Below are 17780 nucleotides of genomic sequence, written 5' to 3' on the forward strand. Positions count from 1 at the left end.
GATTGCCGATGTCGCGCGCCGCCGCTATCTGCTCGCGCTCGCGAGCGGCGCGGCGGGGTTCGCGAGCGGCATGCCGTTCGCGTTCGCGGCGGACGCGAGCAATGTGAGCGGTGCGAGTGGTACAAGCGCCGCGTCGCCGGTACGCGGCGGCACGCTTTCGCTGTTCGCGCAGCCGGAGCCGCCGTCGCTCATCAACGCGCTTACGCCGCACGTCGCGTCGCAATACGTCGGCGGCAAGATCTTTCAGGGCCTGCTCGCCTACGATACGCAACAGCGGCTCGTGCCGGTGCTCGCGCGCAGCTGGCAGGCGAGCCCCGACGGCCTGCATTACACCTTCGAGCTTCAACCGAGCGTGCGCTGGCACGACGGTCAGCCGTTCGGCGCCCGCGACGTGGTCGTCACGCTCAGTGAGATCGCGCCTAAAGCGTTGCCGCGGCTGCAGATCATTCACGATACGTATATCGACAGTGTCGAAGCCGACGGCCCGCTGCAGGTGTCGATCAAGCTCAAGAAGCCGTATGGCGGCCTCTGGAATCTGCTCGGCAGCGGCTTGCTGCCGATCCTTCCGGCGCACCTGTACGCAGGCAAGGACGCGCGCACCAATCCCGCGAATCGGCATCCGGTCGGCACGGGGCCGTTCGTGTTTCGCGAGTGGAAGCGCGGCGCATATATCCGCCTCGCGCGCAATCCCGACTACTGGAAGCCCGGTCTGCCGTATCTCGACGGCATCGTCTTCAACGTCGTGCCCGACGCGGCGGGGCGCTCGATTGCGTTCGAGCGCGGGCAGATTCATGCGCTGCGCGCGGGCGACGTCGATTACTCGGATATCGCGAGACTCGCGAAACTGCCCGGCGTCGAAGTGACGACGCGCGGCTGGGAACTGTTTTCGGGGATGGCGTTTCTCGAACTGAACCAGCGCAAGCCGCCGTTCGACAACGTGCTCGTGCGTCAGGCGGTGTTGCATGCGCTCGATCGCCAGTTCATCGTCGACAAGATTTTTTATGGCTACGGCAAGGTCGCAAACGGGCCGTTTTTGTCGACGTCGCCTTATTACGATCCGGCCGTGCCGCGCTTCCCGCACGATCCCGAGCGCGCACGCGCGTTGATTCGGCAGTCGGGCGTCGATGTCGGCAAGACGCCGCTCGTGCTGATCAACGGCGAGAAAGGCGGCGCGTGGGAGCGCGTGGCCGAATACACGCAGCAGGCGCTCGCGCAGGTGGGTTTCAACGTGCGCGTGCAGACCACCGACGCGGCCGGCTGGTACGCGCGCGTGGCGAACTGGGACTTCGATCTGAGCTACAACTTCCTGTTCCAGAACGGCGATCCTGAATTCAGCGTCGCGCCGCTCTACCGCTCGGACAACATCGCCAAAGGCTCGCCGTTCGGGAATGTCGAGGGCTACCGCAATCCGAAGGTCGACGCGCTCTGGGACGAGGCCGCGCAGGCCACCGATCCGGCGCGCCGCCGCGCGCTCTACGAGCAGATCCAGACCGCGCTCGCCAACGATGCGGCAATCGCCAACGTCTTCGAAATGGTCAATCCAACGCTTTACCGGCGCAACGTGCACAACCTGTTGCGCACCGCGACCAGCATCAACGACAGCCTCGAAGACACATGGATAGGTTGATGCAATGACGACCGTGCTGCGCTTCGCGACGGTGGCGCTCCGGGGACTGGCGATCGTCTTCGGGGTGTTGATCGTCGACTTCTTTCTGATCCGGCTCGCGCCCGGCGACCCGGCGCTCGCGCTCGCGGGCGACGCGGGGGCGGGCGACGCCGCTTACGTCGAGCATCTGCGCGTGCAACTGGGGCTGGCGAAGCCGCTCGGCACGCAGTTCGCGCAGTATCTGATTCAACTGCTGCATGGCAATTTCGGCTATTCGTATCGCAATCAGATGCCGGTGCTCGATCTGATCGCCGACCGCTTGCCCGCGACGCTGCTGCTGATGCTCGCGGCGTTTGCCGTGTCGATCGTCGTGGGCGTGAGCCTGGGCGCATTGGCGGCATGGGGCGAGGCACATGAAGGCGTGCTCGCGCGGGCGGTGTCGCGCGTGCTCGGCGCGCTCGCTGTGATTGTCTATGCGACGCCGGTCTTCTGGATGTCGCTGCTGGCGTTGATCGTGTTTTCCGTGCTGCTCGACTGGCTGCCGTCGTTCGGCATGGAAAGCGTGGGTATGGCCGATGCAGGTTGGCGACACGCGCTCGACGTGGCGCAGCATCTCGTGCTGCCCGCGACCACGCTCGGGCTCGTTTATGCGGCGATCTATCTGCAGCTTACGCGCGCGTCGATGCTCGCCGTGATCTCGCAGGACTTCGTGCGCACGGCGCGTGCGAAGGGCGCCTCCGAACCGCGCGTGATGATCCGCCATGTTTTGCGTAATGCGCTGATGCCGGTCGTCACGCTCGGCGGCCTGCAACTCGGCGAACTGGCGGGCGGCGCGCTCGTCACCGAAATCGTGTTCGCCTGGCCGGGGCTTGGTGGATTGATGTACGACTCGCTCGTGCAGCGCGACTATCCCGTGCTGCTGGGTCTGCTCGCCGTGATCGCCGCGCTGGTCGTGTTCTTCAATTTGCTGACCGACGTGCTGTATCGCTTCGTCGATCCGCGTATCGGCCATGCGGGACGGGGAGAGGCCGCATGAGCACGACTTTCGAAACGATTCAGCCTCTTCCGCCGAAGCGCTTCCTGCACGCCTTCGCGCGCGCGCGCGGCGCGCTGGCGGGCAGCGCGGTGCTCGTCGTGCTGGCGCTGATCGCGCTGTCCGCGCCGCTCTGGCTGCCGTCGCCCTGGGCCATTGTCGCCGATCCGCTGATTGCGCCCCTGCATCAGTTCGCGCATCCGCTCGGCACTGACATGCTCGGCCGCGACGAAGTCGTGGGCCTGTTGTGGGGCGCGCGCGTGTCGCTGTTCGTCGGCGTGGCGGCGACCGTCGCGACCTTCGCGGTCGGAGCGACGATCGGCGCAATCGCGGGATGGTGCGGCGGCTGGGTCGATGCGGTTCTGAGCGCCGTGATCGCGTTGTTCCAGACGATTCCGCAATTCGCCCTCGCAGTGACGATTGCGGCGGTGCTCGGTGCATCGCTCGAATCGACCGTCGTGGCGATCGCGGCAGCGTCATGGCCCGCGATCGCGCGGCTCGTGCGCGGCGAGTTCATCGCGCTCTCGCGGCGCGAATTCGTGCTGGCGGCGCGGGTATCGGGCGAGCGGGCCGCCGTCATCGTCTGGCGGCAGATGCTGCCGCACGCGCTCGGTCCGCTGGCGGTGCTCGCCGCGTTGATGGTCTCGGGCGCGATCCTCACCGAATCGGCGTTGTCCTTTCTCGGACTCGGCGACGCCTCGGAGATGAGCTGGGGCTTCATGATCGGCGCGGCGCGCACGGTGATGCGCGAAGCGTGGTGGTTGAGCGTCTGGCCGGGCCTGGCGATCGTGGCGACGGCGCTGTCGATCAACCGGGTGGGCGAGGGCTTGCGCCTTGCGCTGGCGGCGGGCGGGGAGCGGGGACGATGAGCGCCGCCCCATTACTCGATATCGACGGGTTGACGCTCGCCTTGCCGCCCGGCGCCGAGCGCGCCCACGCCATTCGCGACGTGTCGCTGACGATCGGCGCGGGCGAGGTGCTGTGCGTGGTGGGCGCGTCGGGCTCCGGCAAATCGCTGCTCGCGGCGTCGATTGCGGGACTGCTGCCGGGCGGCGTGCGGCGCACGGGCGGCCGCATCGTGCTGCAGGGGCGCGATCTTTCCGGCAACCGCGAAGCCGACTGGCGCGCTCTGCGCGGCCGCGAGATCTCGATGATCTTTCAGGAGCCGCTCTCCGCGCTGAATCCGTTGATGACGGTCGGCGCGCAGATCGACGAGGTGCTGCGCGTGCATGGCGTGCTGTCGGCGCGCGGCGAGTCGGCGGCGCGTGCCGCGCGCGTGATCGAATTGCTGCGCGACGTCGGCTTGCCGGAGCCCGCGCAATTGCGTCACGCGTTTCCCGGTGCGCTGTCCGGCGGCCAGCGTCAGCGCGTGCTGATTGCGATGGCGCTGGCGCTCGGTCCCAAACTGCTGATCGCCGACGAACCGACCACGGCGCTCGACGTGACGACGCAGGCGCGCATTCTCGAACTCCTGCGCACGGCGACGCGGGCCACGGGTACCGGCGTGTTGTTCATCACGCACGATTTCGGCGTGGTGGCGCAGATTGCCGATCGCGTGGCCGTGATGCGCGACGGCGAGATCGTCGAAAGCGGACCGGCCGCCAATGTGCTGCGCTCGCCCGCGCATGCGTATACGCAGGCGCTACTCGATGCGATTCCACATGGGCGATTCGTGACGCGTTCGCTGGCCGATGGCGGTACGCCCGCGCTCGTCGCCGAAGACTTGCACAAGCGCTACGCGGCGCGCGGGGCAGGATTCTGGCGGGCGCGTCGAGGCCGCCGCGCGGTCGATGCGCTGTCGAGCGTGAACCTCGCCGTGCGGGCGGGCGAAACGCTCGGCATCGTCGGCGAATCGGGCTCTGGCAAATCGACGCTTGCGCGCGCGCTCGCCAGGCTCGTTCGCGTGGACGCGGGCCGCATCGTGCTCGACGGCGCTCAGGACATCGCGCAGTTGCCGGAGCGTGCGTTGCGGCCGTTGCGCCGTCATATCCAGTTGGTGTTTCAGGACCCTTACGCGTCGCTCAATGCGCGTCACACGGTCGGCCAGATCGTCGCCACGGGGCTGCTCGCGTATGGCATGCCGCGCGCGCTGGCGCTCGAACGCGCGGCGGAATTGCTCGCGCTGGTCAAACTGCCGCGTAGCGCCTTGCATCGCTATCCGCATGAGTTTTCGGGCGGACAGCGTCAACGCATTGGCCTTGCTCGCGCGCTCGCGCTTGAACCGAAGGTGCTCGTCGCCGACGAGATCGTGTCGGGACTCGATGTCTCGGTGCAGGCCGAAGTGCTGGAGCTGCTCGCCTCGGTGCAGCGCGAACGCGCCATGGCGACGATTTTCATCACGCACGATCTGCGTGTGGCGGCGCAGATCTGCGATCGTATCGCGGTGATGCACGGCGGACGTGTCGTCGAAATCGGCTCGGCGAGACAGATTTTCGAGGCGCCGCGCGAAGCGTACACGGGCAGCTTGATCGCCGCGACGCCCGCATTGCCCGAGCGTGCTCGTGCGCTCGATCCCACTTTAGACAAGGAGCTTTCATGAGCGATCATGTGGGGCGCGACATCGCGACGTCGGTCGTGGTGAAGGGCGCCCGTATCGAAGTGCGTCCTGGCCGCACGCTGAACGTCGCGCATCGCGAGGCGCCGGCCGGCTCGCCGCATGCGGGAACAGTCGTGTTCTTCGCTCACGGCGGTGGCGGCAACAAAAACCAGTGGCGCTATCAGTGGGACGCGCTTGCCGCCGACGGCTACGAACTCGTGGCCTGGGATTTCGCGGGCCACGGCGAGAGTCCGACTCCGCCGCCGGCGAGTGGCGCGTATCGCGGCGAGCAGACCATCGCCGACTATCGCGCGCTGTTCGATCGCTTCAAAGGCAAGCGCAATGTGCTCGTCGCGCATTCACTCGGCACCGGGAGTACGCTCGCGGTGCTGGACAGGTTGTCGAGCGAAGGACGGCTTCACGAAGTCGACGCGGCGTTGCTGCTGGGCACGCAACTCGGGCGGCCGCAGCCGCGTTCGCCCGCGCTGCCGATCTGGTTGCTGGAATGGCTGAAACCTTGGTTCGCGCGCGGGTTCAGACGGCTCGCCTGGCATCCCGATGCAAACCGCGTGCTGGTCGACTACGAGTCGAAGATCGCGCGGCGCAATCGCATGGCGATTTTCCGGGCGCTGATCCAGGATGCGCCTTGGGCGAACCCGGCAGGACTGTCGCGGCTCGATCTGCCCGTCGTCGTGCTTTCCGGCGATTCGGACGGGCTCACGCCTGCCGAAGGCGGACGTGCTTTGGCGCTTGCTTTACCTGCGGCCAGTTTCGAGATCGTTGGGAGATGCGGGCATCAACTGATGCTGGAGCGTCCGGACGTCGTGACCGGCGCACTGCGATCGCTGCTCGACAAGGTCGAGAGCGAAGCCGTCAAACACACGGGCGTGGCCCGTTAAGCCAACCGATCCCTGCGCTGGAGGACATTGATGGCAGAGCTTACGCTCGACCGCATAGCGCAACCGCCGGTTCTGCCCCGGCAGGCAGCGTTTAGGTCGTAGAGCAGCCTGAAAGGCTTGCTCACTCGCTTCTAGGGCTCGATAGGGGCCTGTTCCGCCATCACGCGCTATCACACGGGACATCGTGGAAGGTGCACGGTTCAACTGGCAGATGATCGCTCGAACTGAAAGGCCAGCCGAAACGTTGCGCGAGATCGCTGGATCAGGCTGAAATCTTTGGACGTAGGTATCTGGAGTTGCATGACGAGCTCGCCGACCTCGACGTCATGATAGCGGCGCTCGTTCACGAACTTGCTCCCGACAGGGTCTCGCTCCATTCAATCGGCTACGCGTCCACTTCGCAGCGTTTGGTAACTGGTGATGACAACACCGACCAGCATCTTTCAGAGGTCCGCTTCGCCGCTCTTTGTGCCGTAAGCCCCGTTCCGGCTCCTTCAGGTAATCTGACCCGGCGTCGGCAGAATCGAGTTGGGACAGCGCAGCCAACAGAGCCTTGCACATTGATGATGCCATTGGTCGATTGCAAACCGACGCGCGTACCACGGCCTACGTCGACAGACGCGTTCGCCAGGTGCGTTCCAAACTTAGAGGGCCCCGCTGCCTCAGGCGCCATATCGCAAGGGAGGTCTACTACGTCATCCGGCAGCGTCGCCAGATCGGGCAGGTTCAAATCACCTCTTGACCTTTAGAAGGGCGTCAAGGGCGCGTTGTACACGAACCGAGCGTACTGCAAACCGGCCGCCGAGTTCAAGGCAACGCTCTCCATGAGTCGTCGCGCCAATGCATGGGACAACGCTTCCAATGGAATGCTTCTTCAAGACTCTGAAAGTTGAGAGAATCTATCAGGTCCACCACAAAACCCGAGCATAGGCTATTCTGGATATCATCGGCTGGCTCGATGGCTATTACAATCGACAACGACGCCGCGTTGATTGCAGCATGAGCTGCTATACGCGGAAACGATGCGGCGCCATGGTCGAGCGTGGCGGCACGTGCGCTGCTCGATCAAGCGGAGAGTGTGCGGGGAATGGCGGTGGCGCGCTTCTTCGAACGGTCAGTGGCGAGAATACAGGGAGAACCGCTATCGGTTGGTACCGGTACGGTTCGCGAACGCTGCGCGCGCGACTTTCGCGTGCGAGTCCTTCAAGCGAGCGCGGCTACGCCCGCTTCCGCCGTCTTTCCGGTTGCAACGCTCGTATGCTCGCAGACCTCGTTTAAAGACGCGCGTAGTGCGCGTCTCAGCGCGACCCAATCGGCGCCGTCCGGATCGAGCGTGCCTCGCGGACGCGGCAGATCGACCGGCACGATGCGATGAATGCGGCCCGGATGCGGCGCGAGCACGACGATACGATCCGCGAGTGCAATGGCTTCGTCGATATCGTGCGTCACGAATGCGATGGTCGTTTTCGCGTCGAGCCAGAGATCGGCGAGAAAGCGCTGCATCGACGTGCGCGTGAACGTATCGAGCGCGCCGAACGGTTCGTCCATCAAGAGCAGATCGGGTTGAGTCGCAAGCGATCGCGCGATTGCCAGCCGCTGTTGCATGCCGCCGGAAAGCTGGGCGGGCCAGCTTCGCGCATACGCCCCGAGGCCCACACGATCGAGCAACTGGCGTGCGCGTTCGCGGCGCGTATTGCGAGGCACGCCGGCCAGCTTGAGACCGAATGCGACGTTGTCTTCGACGCTCAGCCACTCGAACGCGCTATAGGATTGAAACACCATGCCGCGCTTCGGCGCATCGTGCGAGAACCGCACGGTGCCGCGATCCTGCACGCTCAATCCAGCCAGAATGCGCAGCAGTGTGGACTTGCCGCAGCCCGATGGTCCGAGCAGCACGAGAAATTCGCCCTGGGCGACGTCGAGCGTGAGGTTCTCTAGAACCGCGCGTGATGTATTGCCGTGTTGAAAGTGCTTCGAGAGCCTTTCGATACGGATGGCAGGGACGCTCATGATGCAGATCCTTGTTCGCGATGCACGCGTCGATACGGAAAGAGCCAGCGGCCGATCGCCGCCATCGCGAGATCGCTCGTGATGCCCACCACGCCGATCGAAAAAATGCCGACAAAGATCGTCGATACATCGAGAAAGCGCGAGGCGCGCAGGATCTGGAAGCCGACGCCGCTATTGGCCGACACCAGTTCCGCCACGACGATATAGCTCCACGCCCATCCGAGCACCACCCGCAGGTCCGACCAGATCAACGGCCGTGCCGCCGGCCAGATTACGCGGGTGACGAGTTGCAGGCGCGAAGCGCCGAGCAGTTGCGCGGTGTCGATCAGTTCGGCGCGTACGCTGAGCGTGCTGTTCATCACGAGCAGGGCAAGGTGGAAGAACGTGCCGAGCCAGACGACCGCGAACTTCTGCGCGTCGTCCACGCCGAGCCACAGCACGAGCAAGGGCACGAACGCGGTCGCGGGCATGTAGCGGATAAAACCCAGCAGCGGCTCGAAGGCGGCGCGCGCCATTTCCCACGCACCCATCGCGACGCCCAGTGGCACCGCGAGCAACGCGGCGATGCCGAAGCCCACGATCACGCGATACAGGCTCGCGAAGAGATCATCGGCGAACTGTTCGTGCGCGTAGAGCCGCCAGGCCGTGCTCAGCACACTGGCGGGCGAGGGCAGAAACATCGGATCGACGAAGCCCGTGCTGCTCGCGGCGAGCCACGCCGCGAGCAGCAGGGCGAACACGATGGCGCTTGCCGCGCCGCGCGCGACACGAGGGGTGTTCTGGCGGACGGCGAATAGATTCAGGGAAGCCATACGTTAAGCCTTTCGATGCCACATGCTCCGGTCAATGCTGCGCGGTCGCGGCTTCGAGTGGCTGCGTGTTCACGAGCACCGTGGGGTTCTGGTCGCTCTTGAGCAGGCCCGCATCGCGATAGAACGTGACGCCGCGCGCGACCACTTTGCGAATGCCCTGTTGGTCTAGCAGATAGTGACGGTTGGCGTCGGGCGACGCGAAGTGAATGACTTCGAGTTCGCGCTTGAGTTCGTCGACCGAAATGCCGAGCGCCTTGGCGATCACGCCGTCGGCTTCCTCTTCGTGTGCGTGCCAATACGCGTACGCGTCGTTATACCCTTCGATGAAGCCCGTCACGTCCTTGGGCCGATTCTTGATGACATCCGAGCGCAAGGCCAGCGTGTCGGCGATCAGGCCCGGCTTGCTGCGCGTATCGACGAGAATATGGCCGCCCGGACGCTTGTCGGCCTTGGAGAGCCAAGGCTGCCACGTAGCGGCGACGTCGACCTTGCCGGCCACGAAAGCTGCACCCGCGTCGGCGCCTTTCATGCTCAGCAACTTGACGTCCTTGAGCGGGATCTTGTTGTCGGCGAGCACGTTGAGCAGAAAGAAGTAGCCGGGCGAGCCCTCTTCGACGGCGATGGTCTTGCCGCGTAGTTGCGACGGTTGCGTGATTTGCGCCGTGCTGATGATGCCCTCGCCACCTGCCGAGAAACTGATGCCCAGCACCTGTTCAAGCTGCAGCTTCGCCGCGTCGTAAAAGATGAAGGTGTCGACCGTCGTGACCCAGCCGTCGAGACGCTTGCCCGCAATGGCGGCGGCCGTCGATGCCTTGTCCTCGGTGTTGACGATCCGCACGTCAGTACCGTGAGCCTTGAAAAAGCCCTTTTCCTGAGCGAGATAGAGCAGGCCGTAGCCGGCGTAGGTGTTCAGTCCGATGGAAAGCGGGGCGGGCGTTTCGGCGTGTGCGCCGAATGAAAGACCAATCAGGCTCGTCGTAACGAGTGCGCGGGCAAGCAGGGATTTGAGTTTCATCGTGGATTAATAGCTTGTGAGAAGAAAACGTGGCGAAACTTTCGATAACGTTGCGTTTCAATATTCAGGATGCCGTAGTAATCGATTCAAGCAAGCGGCCGAAGCCGGACACAGGATCGGCGATACCTGTGCGCCGCAAGAGATCCCACGCGAGCGCCTGATTGCTGGCGATTACCGGCTTGCCGATGCGTGCCTCGATCGCCGATAGCACGGACGAAACGCGCAACGCCGTGCACGAAATGAACACACCGTCGACGTCGGTTTCGCCGAGCGCGCCAGCCGCTTCGAGAATGGCTTGCGGTGCGACGCGGCAGATCGTCGGATCGTGGGTCTGGCGAAACGTGCCGAACACGGGAACCTGGACGCCGTGCGCTTCCAGCGCGCGCCGGATCGATTCGCTGACGGCATCCGGATAGGGCGTCAGCAACGCCACGCGCTTCAAGCCGAGAGCAGCGAAGGCCGCGAGGGCGGCGGAAAACGGGTCGACGGTGACGATGCCGGGGCGTACCGCATGAATCGCGGCCGCGACCCGCTCCGCACCGATGGCGATCGCGCCTGAAGTGCAGCCGAAAGCAATCGCGTCCAGCCGTTCCTCCGGCAGCAGCAGCCGTGCTGCTGCCGGAATGCCCGCTTCGAGACGGGCGAGGCCATCCACCGTGAGGTCTCCGTCGATTGCGATGCGGCTCGCAAACACGCCGACGCCCTCGACCGGCATCATGCGCGCGAGTTCTCGTTCGATCACCACGTCGCTCGCGAGCGTGATGAGGCCAATCGATGCGCGAGCGATGGGGCCGTCGTCGGAGATGACGCGCATGCTGCGCCAGTCGGAAAGAGTCATGTCGAAAACGCGTGGAAGGAGTCGGACTCGTGCGACTTTGTGCAGATCATCGGCTGTAATGTCGCTGAGTGATACCTGAGAAAACTTAACGTCCCACGGTTTTCATGCCTAATGATTAATTGTTCAATCGTTATCGCAAATGGCGACTTTCATGAAATATCTTTGAAAATCAATGGTCCGGACATCTTTAGCCGTAACAAAGACACTTCGGTAAATTTCGATAGATGAAAAAAATTTAAGTGTGTGTGTGACAGTGTGCGAGTCCGAGGCACAAAGATGGAATGAGGCGCGGCGGTGCTTGGGAGACTTGCACTTTCGCATTGGTCGTATAACGACTTGCTTCGGGACGCGGCCTCCGATTCCACGAAGGCGCGGGCACAGTTCGCGCAGGCGGGCCTGCCGAGCGGTTTCGTGATCATGCTCTGGGCCACGCCGGTGCAGCGTCCCTACAATCCAGCAGCAAAACTGGACGAAGATTGGCATGCGGGCGAAGATTGTGAGCAACGAATGGCTGGTCAGGCGACAGCGGCGCCCCCGATAATTGGCTCGGGGCCGCACTTGGCTGCGACGCGGTGGATGGCAGCAACGTGTCGAAACGGTGCAATGCCTCGTTCAATTGGCTTATCGAAAAGGCGCGTTCGGACGCGGATGGAAGGAGCGTACCGCGCTCTCCAAACAGGCACGGGTGATCCTCAAACAGGAGGTGCCGTTCACGCCGATCGCGCACTCGATCGTTTCGTCACGGGCCTCGAAACGTGTGGACGGGTTGGTGCATCCGCCGTTGAGTAGTCATCGGTTCGATGGCGTTTCGTTGCAGTGAGATCGCGAATTATGGGTGAGGCTCGCGTGGCGTCGTACAGAGTTCGGCAATATACGACCGTACCTAGTACGCTTCATCGATGTTCGCCGCCCCGCGTTTGCTCTTTCGCGTCGTGAATCAGGCGACGCAATCGTGCGCGGGTTTCTTGCCGCGTACTCATAGTAAAGCACCGCGCCAAATGACGTTACCTAGGACATTTAGCCGTTCGATCTCGGTTTCAAGCGCCGGGTAGCGCATGTTGTCGGACAGCAATGTTACGCGGCCGCCTAGCCCCCGCTGGAGCCGCCTAATGAACAGCGCTCCGTTGTCGCGCACTACATATATTTCGCCATCGGTGACGGTCGTACGGCGACAGTCGACGACAAGTGTGTCGCCATGGCGGAACGTGGGCGCCATGCTGTCGCCGCTGACGCGGATCGTTGCCAAATGCGCGGGATCAAAGCCGTATTTGGCGAGCCATTCGCGGCAGAACGCCAACTGCACAAGTTTGTCCGTTTGCGCGTCGTCGGCCGGATCAGCGTCTGGCGCGCAGTCGCAGTACAAAGGCAGCAGCGTGAGATGATTCTCGGGCCATGAGTCGCGTGGGCCTGTGTTCATAGGTCCGCTGCCGGTCAGCAGCCATTCCAGGTGCACGCCGCCTGCTTGCGCAAGCGAGATCAGCACGCGCCGCGTCGGCTCTGCGCCCGAGAGATATTTGTGAAAGCCGCTCGTCGAAATGCCTGCGCGCTTAACGAGCGCGCTGGCGCTACCCGCCTGTGCGATTAATATCCGAAGCCGCGCCACGAATGCTTCGTCGATTGCGTTGGCCATACCGGTCATGTCTGAGGTCTCCCATCGTCAGCGTGCGACACGACACCGCTGCGCAGTCCGCGCGCACCCAAGGTGCGACGTACCGCACATACGGTAATAACTATACGAGAAATTGACATTAAATGCATCCCCTATATGGAACTATAATTCCCTATAGGGGACGTCTCAATGTGCCTCATCGAATAAAGGAGCAATTCTACCGAATGCCGCACACTTATCAGCTCACTTCAGGCTTCATGGCGATGCCGCCGCAACCAATGCACAGGTGTGCAGGGAGCATCCGATGAGTTTGCGCATCGGTGTGCATCCGAACAATCTGCATTTGCAGATCGCATCGCTCGTATGGGGCAATCGTCCTCCGGTAGATGTCACGTTCGTGGGATTCGCCGAAGGACGGGAGACCGGGGCGCGACTTGCCGCACGAGAGATCGACGTGGGTGGCACTGGCTCCACGCCGCCGCTGATCGCGCAGGCAGCCGGGGTGCGGTTCACCTATATCGCCGCGTCGCGTCCGCGCGCCACGAATGGGGCGATCGTCACGCGTGCTGCTGGTGGCGTCGATCACATCGGCGCGCTGGCGGGGCAGCGCATTGCACTGCTCGATGGTTCGTTTCACACATCATTTCTTGCCGCCGTGCTGGAGCAAGGCGGGCTGAGGCTCACCGACGTGAAGCGGGTGGAATTGTCGCCTGCGACCTCATACGAAGCGTTGCTCAGTGGCGGCGCGCATGCGTGGATCGCGATGGCACCTTGGATTGAACGCTTGCGCGGCGAAGCCGGCTGGCGCGAGCTCGCACAGATTGGCGACCATGTCCCCAATCGCTCTGTGTTCTGGGCGCACCGTGACGTGGCGACTGAGCGTGAAGCCGAACTTGCTGCACTTGTCGGCGCGCTCGATACGTTGGGCGAAGCGATCGATGCCGACCCCGCGCGATACGCCCAACGGCTCGCCGAGGCAGGGATTGGTGGGATAGATGCCGCGGCCTGGCGGGCGTCGCTGGCGAACCGCGAGTGGACGCTGGAACCTGTCGACGACATATTCCTTGACGAACAACAACGAGAAGCGGACCTGCTCGCCCGCCACGGCGAATTGCCTTCGCGCCTCGACGTGCGCGAAACGGCTCTCCAACTCACTCGCGGCGGCTGAACGCCGCCGGCCGGATCAGGAAAATCACTATGACGAAACCGATGAATGTCTTCTGGTATCTGACTGCGCCCGATGGCCACGCGCCATGGACCGTAGAAGGTGCCCGTCCGATCAACTACCGCTATTTGCAGCAGCTCGCGCGAGGTTACGACCACCTTGGTTTCACCGGTGCTCTGTTCGCGACGGGAGCTCACGATGTCTGGGTACTAGGTGGTTCGCTGCTGCCATATACCGACGATCTCAATTTCCTGCTGGCGATTCATCCTGGGTTGATTCAGCCCACGCTGCTCGCGAAGATGGCCGCTACGTTCCAGGAGTTCTCGAAAGGTAGACTGCTGCTGAATATCGTGTCTGGCGATGCAAAGATGCTCGGGGCATACGGGATGAAAATGCCGCACGACGAGCGTTACCGGATGGCCGATGAGTACCTCACGATCTTCAAACGTCTGTTCGCCGGTGAATCAGTCACGTTTGAAGGAAGGTACTTCAGTGTTGAAGGCGCAAAACTGGCGCTGCCGGCCGGCAAGTCGATCAAGTTGCCACCGCTGTGGTTCGGCGGCTCGTCGGAACCGGCAATCGAAGTGGCCGCGAAACACGTCGATACCTATTTGTCTTGGGGCGAAACGCCCGACGAGATCGAAAGTCGCGTAAAGCACGTGAACGCGCGCGCCGCGCACTACGGTCGGACCCTGAGCCACGGCGTACGTTTGTACGTGATACTGCGCGACACCGATGAGGCCGCGTGGGCCGAGGCCGACCGGCTGCTGAGTCTGATGGACGACGACGCGATCGCGGCGAATCAGCGCTTCGTTGGCGGAAGCGACTCGGTGGGGCAGCAGCGGATGAGTGCGCTGCACAACGGCAAGCGGCCGAAACACGCGCGCGAGCTGGAAATCGCGCCGAACCTGTGGTCTGGCCTTGGACTCGTACGACCGGGTCCTGGCACTGCCATCGTCGGATCGCCCGAAACGGTGATCAAGACACTGAACGACTACGCTGAACGTGGGATCGAAACATTCATTCTTTCCGGCATGCCGCTGCTCGAGGAATCGTATCGCTTTGCGGAGAAAGTATTGCCGCATCTGGCGGTGCGTCGCGCGGAGCCCGTCGAGAAAACCTTCACGTGGTCCACGCTTTTCGACCGGGATTTGTCCGCCTTCACGACCGCTTCGCAACCCTGACACTATGCCGATTCATTCTGTGTTCATGCTTCTCCGCGTCTTGTCTCGCGCAAGAGCATGCGCCGCCGTGCGTAATACGAGTGGGCGTACCGAGCCCTCCGGTCGAACTGCCCGGCGCTGGATTGTGGGCGCTGTCGCGACACTCGCAATGGTACCGCTGATTTCAAGCTCGAACGTTTACGCACAGCCCCGTGATGTCACGCTGCGGATCGCGTATCTGAAGGGCACTTCGGACCTGACACTTGCGAAGGCCAAAGGCTCGCTTGATCGCGCGCTCGCGGCGCAGCATGTGAAGGTGACTTGGGCCGGCCCCTTTCCCGCTGCCGCACCGGCGTTCGAGGCACTCAATGCAGGTGCTGTCGATTTGACGAGCGGCAGTTCGACGTCGTTCGTGACCGCCGTTGCGGCAGGCACGCCGCTCGCGATTTTCGGCTACCAGCCGATGACCGCGCAGAACGAGGCGATCGTCGTGCAGAGTGCATCGAATATTCACTCTCTCGCAGATCTGGCTGGCAAGTCAGTAGCCGTCAATCGAGGCGGCACAGGCGAATACCTGCTGGTGCGGGCGTTGTCCAGCCACGGCGTCGATCCGCGTAGCGTCAAGCGGCGCTATCTCTCGCCGAGCGACACCGGGTCAGCGTTTTTCGGCGGGGGGGTCGATGCCTGGGCGATTTGGGATCCCTTTCTGACGATCGCCGAGTCGAACTACGACGCGCGAGTGCTTGCCGACGGACACGCGATCGGCTCGGATAACGCAGTGGGCTATTTCGTGCGTCAGGATTATTGGGCTGTGCATCCAGATGTCGTGCGCACAGTGCTGAAAGTGCTGCAGGACGAGAACATCTGGACGGCTTCGCATCGTGATGAAGCGGGTCGAATCTGGGCAAAGGAGCTGAACCTGCCTGCGGCGCTTGGGCCGGCGCTGGGGGCGCACAACGTGTCACCGCTGCGTGCCGTATCCGACGCTGACACAGCGCGGATTGTGCGAGTTGCAGCCTGGTACGCGGAGAACGGGATCATCCCGAAGACGCCGGATATTCGCGCTCACGTAATCGACGCGGGGCATTGATCGGAAGACCGGACGGACGACGGGGCTGGTACTGCCAAGCGTCCCGTCGAAACGAAGGGCAATAGGGATCATGGCTGATTCCAGCGCCGGGGTGCGATTTTCTACCGTTTCTTGTCAACAAAATAATAAGTATGACGAATTTTAAAATGAAAAACACAAATCGACCACGCCGCCTTATAGGGCGTGCAGTTCGCCGTGCCGTACCTGCGATCGTTGCCTGCGGGGCAATGATTCCATCTGCTTCGCACGCACAGTCGAGTATCACGTTGTATGGCTTGCTCGACATGTCGCTCGACTGGTCACACTCGGGTAACCGCAATACCGTGCGCATGCTATCGGGGGCGCAGACCGGCTCGCGATTCGGTTTACGCGGCACTGAAGATATCGGCGGGGGCGTTCACGTAAATTTTGATATTGAGAACGGCTTCACGCTGAACAACGGTGCCGCGAGCGACTCGACCGCAATTTTCAACCGGCAAGCCTGGATAGGCATGTCGGGTGCATGGGGCGAACTGCGGGTCGGCCGCCAGAATTCGCCGCTCTATGTGCCGCTCGAAGGCAAGTTCGATGCGACTGGTGCTTCGACAATTGCGTCTGGATTGAACAGCTTTGCGACGCTTTCGGTGCGCGCAAGCAATGCGATTTACTATGGCACACCGGATCTCAATGGCTTTAGTGCTCAAGTAATGTTCGGGTTGCGTGACAGCACCACGACACCGAGCAGCGGCGTCAATAACTATCACCTGACGGCGACGTATGCGCGTGGCCCGGTTGATCTGGATGTTGGCGTCCAGTCTGTCGACAACGCGACGAATTCGAGCACGCTCAAGGACTTTTTCGGAGGTGGTTCATACGACTTCGGGAGGGTTCGTTTTTACGCGGCCTATCATCACGCGCAGCAGAGTGACGGGTCCGTCGATAAAAACGTGTTCAGCGTGTCGGCGGCGTACCGGTTCGTTGCAGCAGGATCACTTGCATTGACCTATTCACATTTGCAGGATCTCACCAGCGCCGCGATGAATGCCGATCATGTCGGCCTGATGGCGTCGTATTGGTTGTCCAAGCAGACATGGGTCTACGCGAGCGGTGCGGTGCTGATCAACAAGGGCCGGTCTGACTATGTACTCGCTGCATCGACGACGGCCGGCGTAGCGGTGGCTTATCCGGGCGCCGACGCCCAGGGAATCGAGCTGGGCATTCAACACCGGTTTTGATAGTGGCATCTGGAAATCCTCCTCATGACTCGGCAGCATCTTTCTGGCATTCGCCGAATCGTGGTCAAAGGTGTCCCCTTGATTTTCGTGACCAGCCAACAACCCTATCGACCGTTTGCAGAAGTATCTGCAGTTGCCTGAGCCCTCTGGGGCACTACCGTCCTGTTTTGCGAGCCCTGAATAGCTGATGACACAGAACTGTTGACCGGCATGCCGAAAGCCCGGCTAAAAAAGCAGTCCGTAATGACTGGAAGCTTTATTGGGCCTGGCGTGCGCGGATTCCATCAAGGCCAGCAGTCTCTGACTGCAATCAACAGGCCGGATACATTGGCGCAAACGTTGTTCTGTCGAAACTGCAAACCAGCGACTTGCAAATCTGGGGCAGACCATACATTTTTTAAAATGGCCTTCTCACGCTCGAGGCGTTCGATACGCGCCTCGGGTTCCTGAATGCGCTGTTGATCCGGCGAGATTGCCTTGCCCTGCGACGTGACGCCCTGGCGTTCCATCTGAAGTTGCTGCACCCAGCGGCGCAGCACCGTCTCGCCGACGCCGACCGAGCAGCTTGCTGCCATATGGTTATAGCCCTGGTCTAGCACCAGACACGCGGCTTGCTGTTTGAACTCCGGGGAAAACGTACGTCGTTGCGTGCTCATCTGACACCTCTTCATGGCGACCATTCTTGCCTAAATCAGTGTCCGGATTCATTAGACCACTACACCGACCATTGGTCGGGTGCTTCGGGACTGCACGATGGTGACTGTTGATTTGCGCGGAATCTTGACCCACG

General features: G+C 62.6%; 14 protein-coding genes and 3 pseudogenes. 11 read left to right on the forward strand and 6 right to left on the reverse strand.

All coding sequences use genetic code 11. The annotated features are described in order from the left end of the window. Nucleotides 1–70: 70 nt before the first annotated feature. The 6 genes and pseudogenes from U4Y88_RS36620 to U4Y88_RS36645 all read left to right on the forward strand — a co-directional run. Nucleotides 71–1627: an ABC transporter substrate-binding protein gene (locus tag U4Y88_RS36620; RefSeq protein WP_408583338.1), complete on the forward strand. Its 1557-nt coding sequence runs from the start codon at nucleotides 71–73 to the stop codon at nucleotides 1625–1627. Between the two features lie 4 nt (nucleotides 1628–1631). Next, on the forward strand, nucleotides 1632–2642 hold the full coding sequence (locus U4Y88_RS36625; RefSeq protein WP_321789857.1) for an ABC transporter permease: 1011 nt from the start codon (nucleotides 1632–1634) through the stop codon (nucleotides 2640–2642). Further along, a complete protein-coding gene (locus U4Y88_RS36630) occupies nucleotides 2639–3508 on the forward strand; it encodes an ABC transporter permease (RefSeq protein ID WP_321789859.1) in 870 nt (289 codons plus the stop codon). The genes U4Y88_RS36625 and U4Y88_RS36630 overlap by 4 nt, the downstream gene beginning before the upstream one ends. Next, the gene (locus tag U4Y88_RS36635) at nucleotides 3505–5178 is read left to right on the forward strand and encodes an ABC transporter ATP-binding protein (RefSeq protein WP_321789861.1); all 1674 of its coding nucleotides are present in this window, start codon (nucleotides 3505–3507) and stop codon (nucleotides 5176–5178) included. The genes U4Y88_RS36630 and U4Y88_RS36635 overlap by 4 nt, the downstream gene beginning before the upstream one ends. Further along, nucleotides 5175–6074 (forward strand): alpha/beta hydrolase, encoded by a 900-nt coding sequence (locus U4Y88_RS36640; protein ID WP_321789863.1) that lies wholly within the window; start codon nucleotides 5175–5177, stop codon nucleotides 6072–6074. The genes U4Y88_RS36635 and U4Y88_RS36640 overlap by 4 nt, the downstream gene beginning before the upstream one ends. Nucleotides 6075–6835: 761 nt before the next feature. Beyond that, nucleotides 6836–7001, forward strand: a pseudogene (locus U4Y88_RS36645) (IS3 family transposase); the annotation flags it as partial. Nucleotides 7002–7277: 276 nt separating this feature from the next. On the opposite strand, the gene U4Y88_RS36650 reads toward U4Y88_RS36645, so the two are convergent. The 4 genes from U4Y88_RS36650 to U4Y88_RS36665 form a co-directional block, all read right to left on the reverse strand. Next, entirely contained in the window at nucleotides 7278–8084 is an 807-nt protein-coding gene (locus tag U4Y88_RS36650) for an ABC transporter ATP-binding protein (protein ID WP_321789865.1), read from the reverse strand. Further along, nucleotides 8081–8896 carry an ABC transporter permease gene (locus U4Y88_RS36655; protein WP_321789867.1) on the reverse strand — a complete coding sequence of 272 codons (816 nt, stop codon included), beginning with the start codon at nucleotides 8894–8896 and terminating at the stop codon, nucleotides 8081–8083. The genes U4Y88_RS36650 and U4Y88_RS36655 overlap by 4 nt, the downstream gene beginning before the upstream one ends. Before the next feature lie 31 nt (nucleotides 8897–8927). Then, complete coding sequence (locus U4Y88_RS36660; RefSeq protein WP_321789869.1) at nucleotides 8928–9911, reverse strand: ABC transporter substrate-binding protein; 984 nt, start codon at nucleotides 9909–9911, stop codon at nucleotides 8928–8930. A gap of 64 nt (nucleotides 9912–9975) precedes the next feature. Next, the gene (locus tag U4Y88_RS36665; RefSeq protein WP_321789871.1) at nucleotides 9976–10626 is read right to left on the reverse strand and encodes an aspartate/glutamate racemase family protein; all 651 of its coding nucleotides are present in this window, start codon (nucleotides 10624–10626) and stop codon (nucleotides 9976–9978) included. 438 nt (nucleotides 10627–11064) lie between these two features. Here U4Y88_RS36665 and U4Y88_RS36670 point away from each other — a divergent pair. Beyond that, a pseudogene (locus tag U4Y88_RS36670) lies at nucleotides 11065–11569 on the forward strand (ABC transporter substrate-binding protein); the annotation flags it as partial. Between the two features lie 156 nt (nucleotides 11570–11725). On the opposite strand, the gene U4Y88_RS36675 reads toward U4Y88_RS36670, so the two are convergent. Next, nucleotides 11726–12388 carry a S24 family peptidase gene (locus U4Y88_RS36675; RefSeq protein ID WP_321789873.1) on the reverse strand — a complete coding sequence of 221 codons (663 nt, stop codon included), beginning with the start codon at nucleotides 12386–12388 and terminating at the stop codon, nucleotides 11726–11728. Between the two features lie 274 nt (nucleotides 12389–12662). Here U4Y88_RS36675 and U4Y88_RS36680 point away from each other — a divergent pair, with 274 nt between their 5' ends. From U4Y88_RS36680 to U4Y88_RS36695, 4 genes are all read left to right on the forward strand, one after another. Then, nucleotides 12663–13526 (forward strand): ABC transporter substrate-binding protein, encoded by an 864-nt coding sequence (locus tag U4Y88_RS36680; RefSeq protein ID WP_321789875.1) that lies wholly within the window; start codon nucleotides 12663–12665, stop codon nucleotides 13524–13526. A gap of 29 nt (nucleotides 13527–13555) precedes the next feature. Further along, nucleotides 13556–14707, forward strand: a complete 1152-nt coding sequence (locus tag U4Y88_RS36685) for an LLM class flavin-dependent oxidoreductase (protein ID WP_321789876.1) — start codon at nucleotides 13556–13558, stop codon at nucleotides 14705–14707. Nucleotides 14708–14855: 148 nt separating this feature from the next. Next, nucleotides 14856–15776 carry an aliphatic sulfonate ABC transporter substrate-binding protein gene (locus U4Y88_RS36690; protein WP_321789879.1) on the forward strand — a complete coding sequence of 307 codons (921 nt, stop codon included), beginning with the start codon at nucleotides 14856–14858 and terminating at the stop codon, nucleotides 15774–15776. Nucleotides 15777–16003: 227 nt separating this feature from the next. Continuing rightward, nucleotides 16004–16990 carry a porin gene (locus U4Y88_RS36695; RefSeq protein WP_321789881.1) on the forward strand — a complete coding sequence of 329 codons (987 nt, stop codon included), beginning with the start codon at nucleotides 16004–16006 and terminating at the stop codon, nucleotides 16988–16990. Between the two features lie 374 nt (nucleotides 16991–17364). Here the strand turns inward: U4Y88_RS36695 and U4Y88_RS36700 are convergent. After that, nucleotides 17365–17646 (reverse strand): annotated as a pseudogene (locus U4Y88_RS36700) (transposase); the annotation flags it as partial. Between the last annotated feature and the right edge of the window lie 134 nt (nucleotides 17647–17780).

Source organism: Paraburkholderia sp. J94, assembly GCF_905220285.1.
Classification (GTDB): Bacteria; Pseudomonadota; Gammaproteobacteria; order Burkholderiales; family Burkholderiaceae; genus Paraburkholderia; species Paraburkholderia tropica_A.

Bases quoted from the DNA above. Each gene is read 5' to 3' on its own strand.
- U4Y88_RS36620 (WP_408583338.1), top strand. From the start codon at position 71: ATGCCGTTCGCGTTCGCGGCGGACGCGAGCAATGTGAGCGGTGCGAGT.
- U4Y88_RS36625 (WP_321789857.1), top strand. From the start codon at position 1,632: ATGACGACCGTGCTGCGCTTCGCGACGGTGGCGCTCCGGGGACTGGCG.
- U4Y88_RS36630 (WP_321789859.1), top strand. From the start codon at position 2,639: ATGAGCACGACTTTCGAAACGATTCAGCCTCTTCCGCCGAAGCGCTTC.
- U4Y88_RS36635 (WP_321789861.1), top strand. From the start codon at position 3,505: ATGAGCGCCGCCCCATTACTCGATATCGACGGGTTGACGCTCGCCTTG.
- U4Y88_RS36640 (WP_321789863.1), top strand. From the start codon at position 5,175: ATGAGCGATCATGTGGGGCGCGACATCGCGACGTCGGTCGTGGTGAAG.
- U4Y88_RS36650 (WP_321789865.1), bottom strand. From the start codon at position 8,084: ATGAGCGTCCCTGCCATCCGTATCGAAAGGCTCTCGAAGCACTTTCAA.
- U4Y88_RS36655 (WP_321789867.1), bottom strand. From the start codon at position 8,896: ATGGCTTCCCTGAATCTATTCGCCGTCCGCCAGAACACCCCTCGTGTC.
- U4Y88_RS36660 (WP_321789869.1), bottom strand. From the start codon at position 9,911: ATGAAACTCAAATCCCTGCTTGCCCGCGCACTCGTTACGACGAGCCTG.
- U4Y88_RS36665 (WP_321789871.1), bottom strand. From the start codon at position 10,626: ATGCCGGTCGAGGGCGTCGGCGTGTTTGCGAGCCGCATCGCAATCGAC.
- U4Y88_RS36675 (WP_321789873.1), bottom strand. From the start codon at position 12,388: ATGACCGGTATGGCCAACGCAATCGACGAAGCATTCGTGGCGCGGCTT.
- U4Y88_RS36680 (WP_321789875.1), top strand. From the start codon at position 12,663: ATGAGTTTGCGCATCGGTGTGCATCCGAACAATCTGCATTTGCAGATC.
- U4Y88_RS36685 (WP_321789876.1), top strand. From the start codon at position 13,556: ATGACGAAACCGATGAATGTCTTCTGGTATCTGACTGCGCCCGATGGC.
- U4Y88_RS36690 (WP_321789879.1), top strand. From the start codon at position 14,856: ATGGTACCGCTGATTTCAAGCTCGAACGTTTACGCACAGCCCCGTGAT.
- U4Y88_RS36695 (WP_321789881.1), top strand. From the start codon at position 16,004: ATGATTCCATCTGCTTCGCACGCACAGTCGAGTATCACGTTGTATGGC.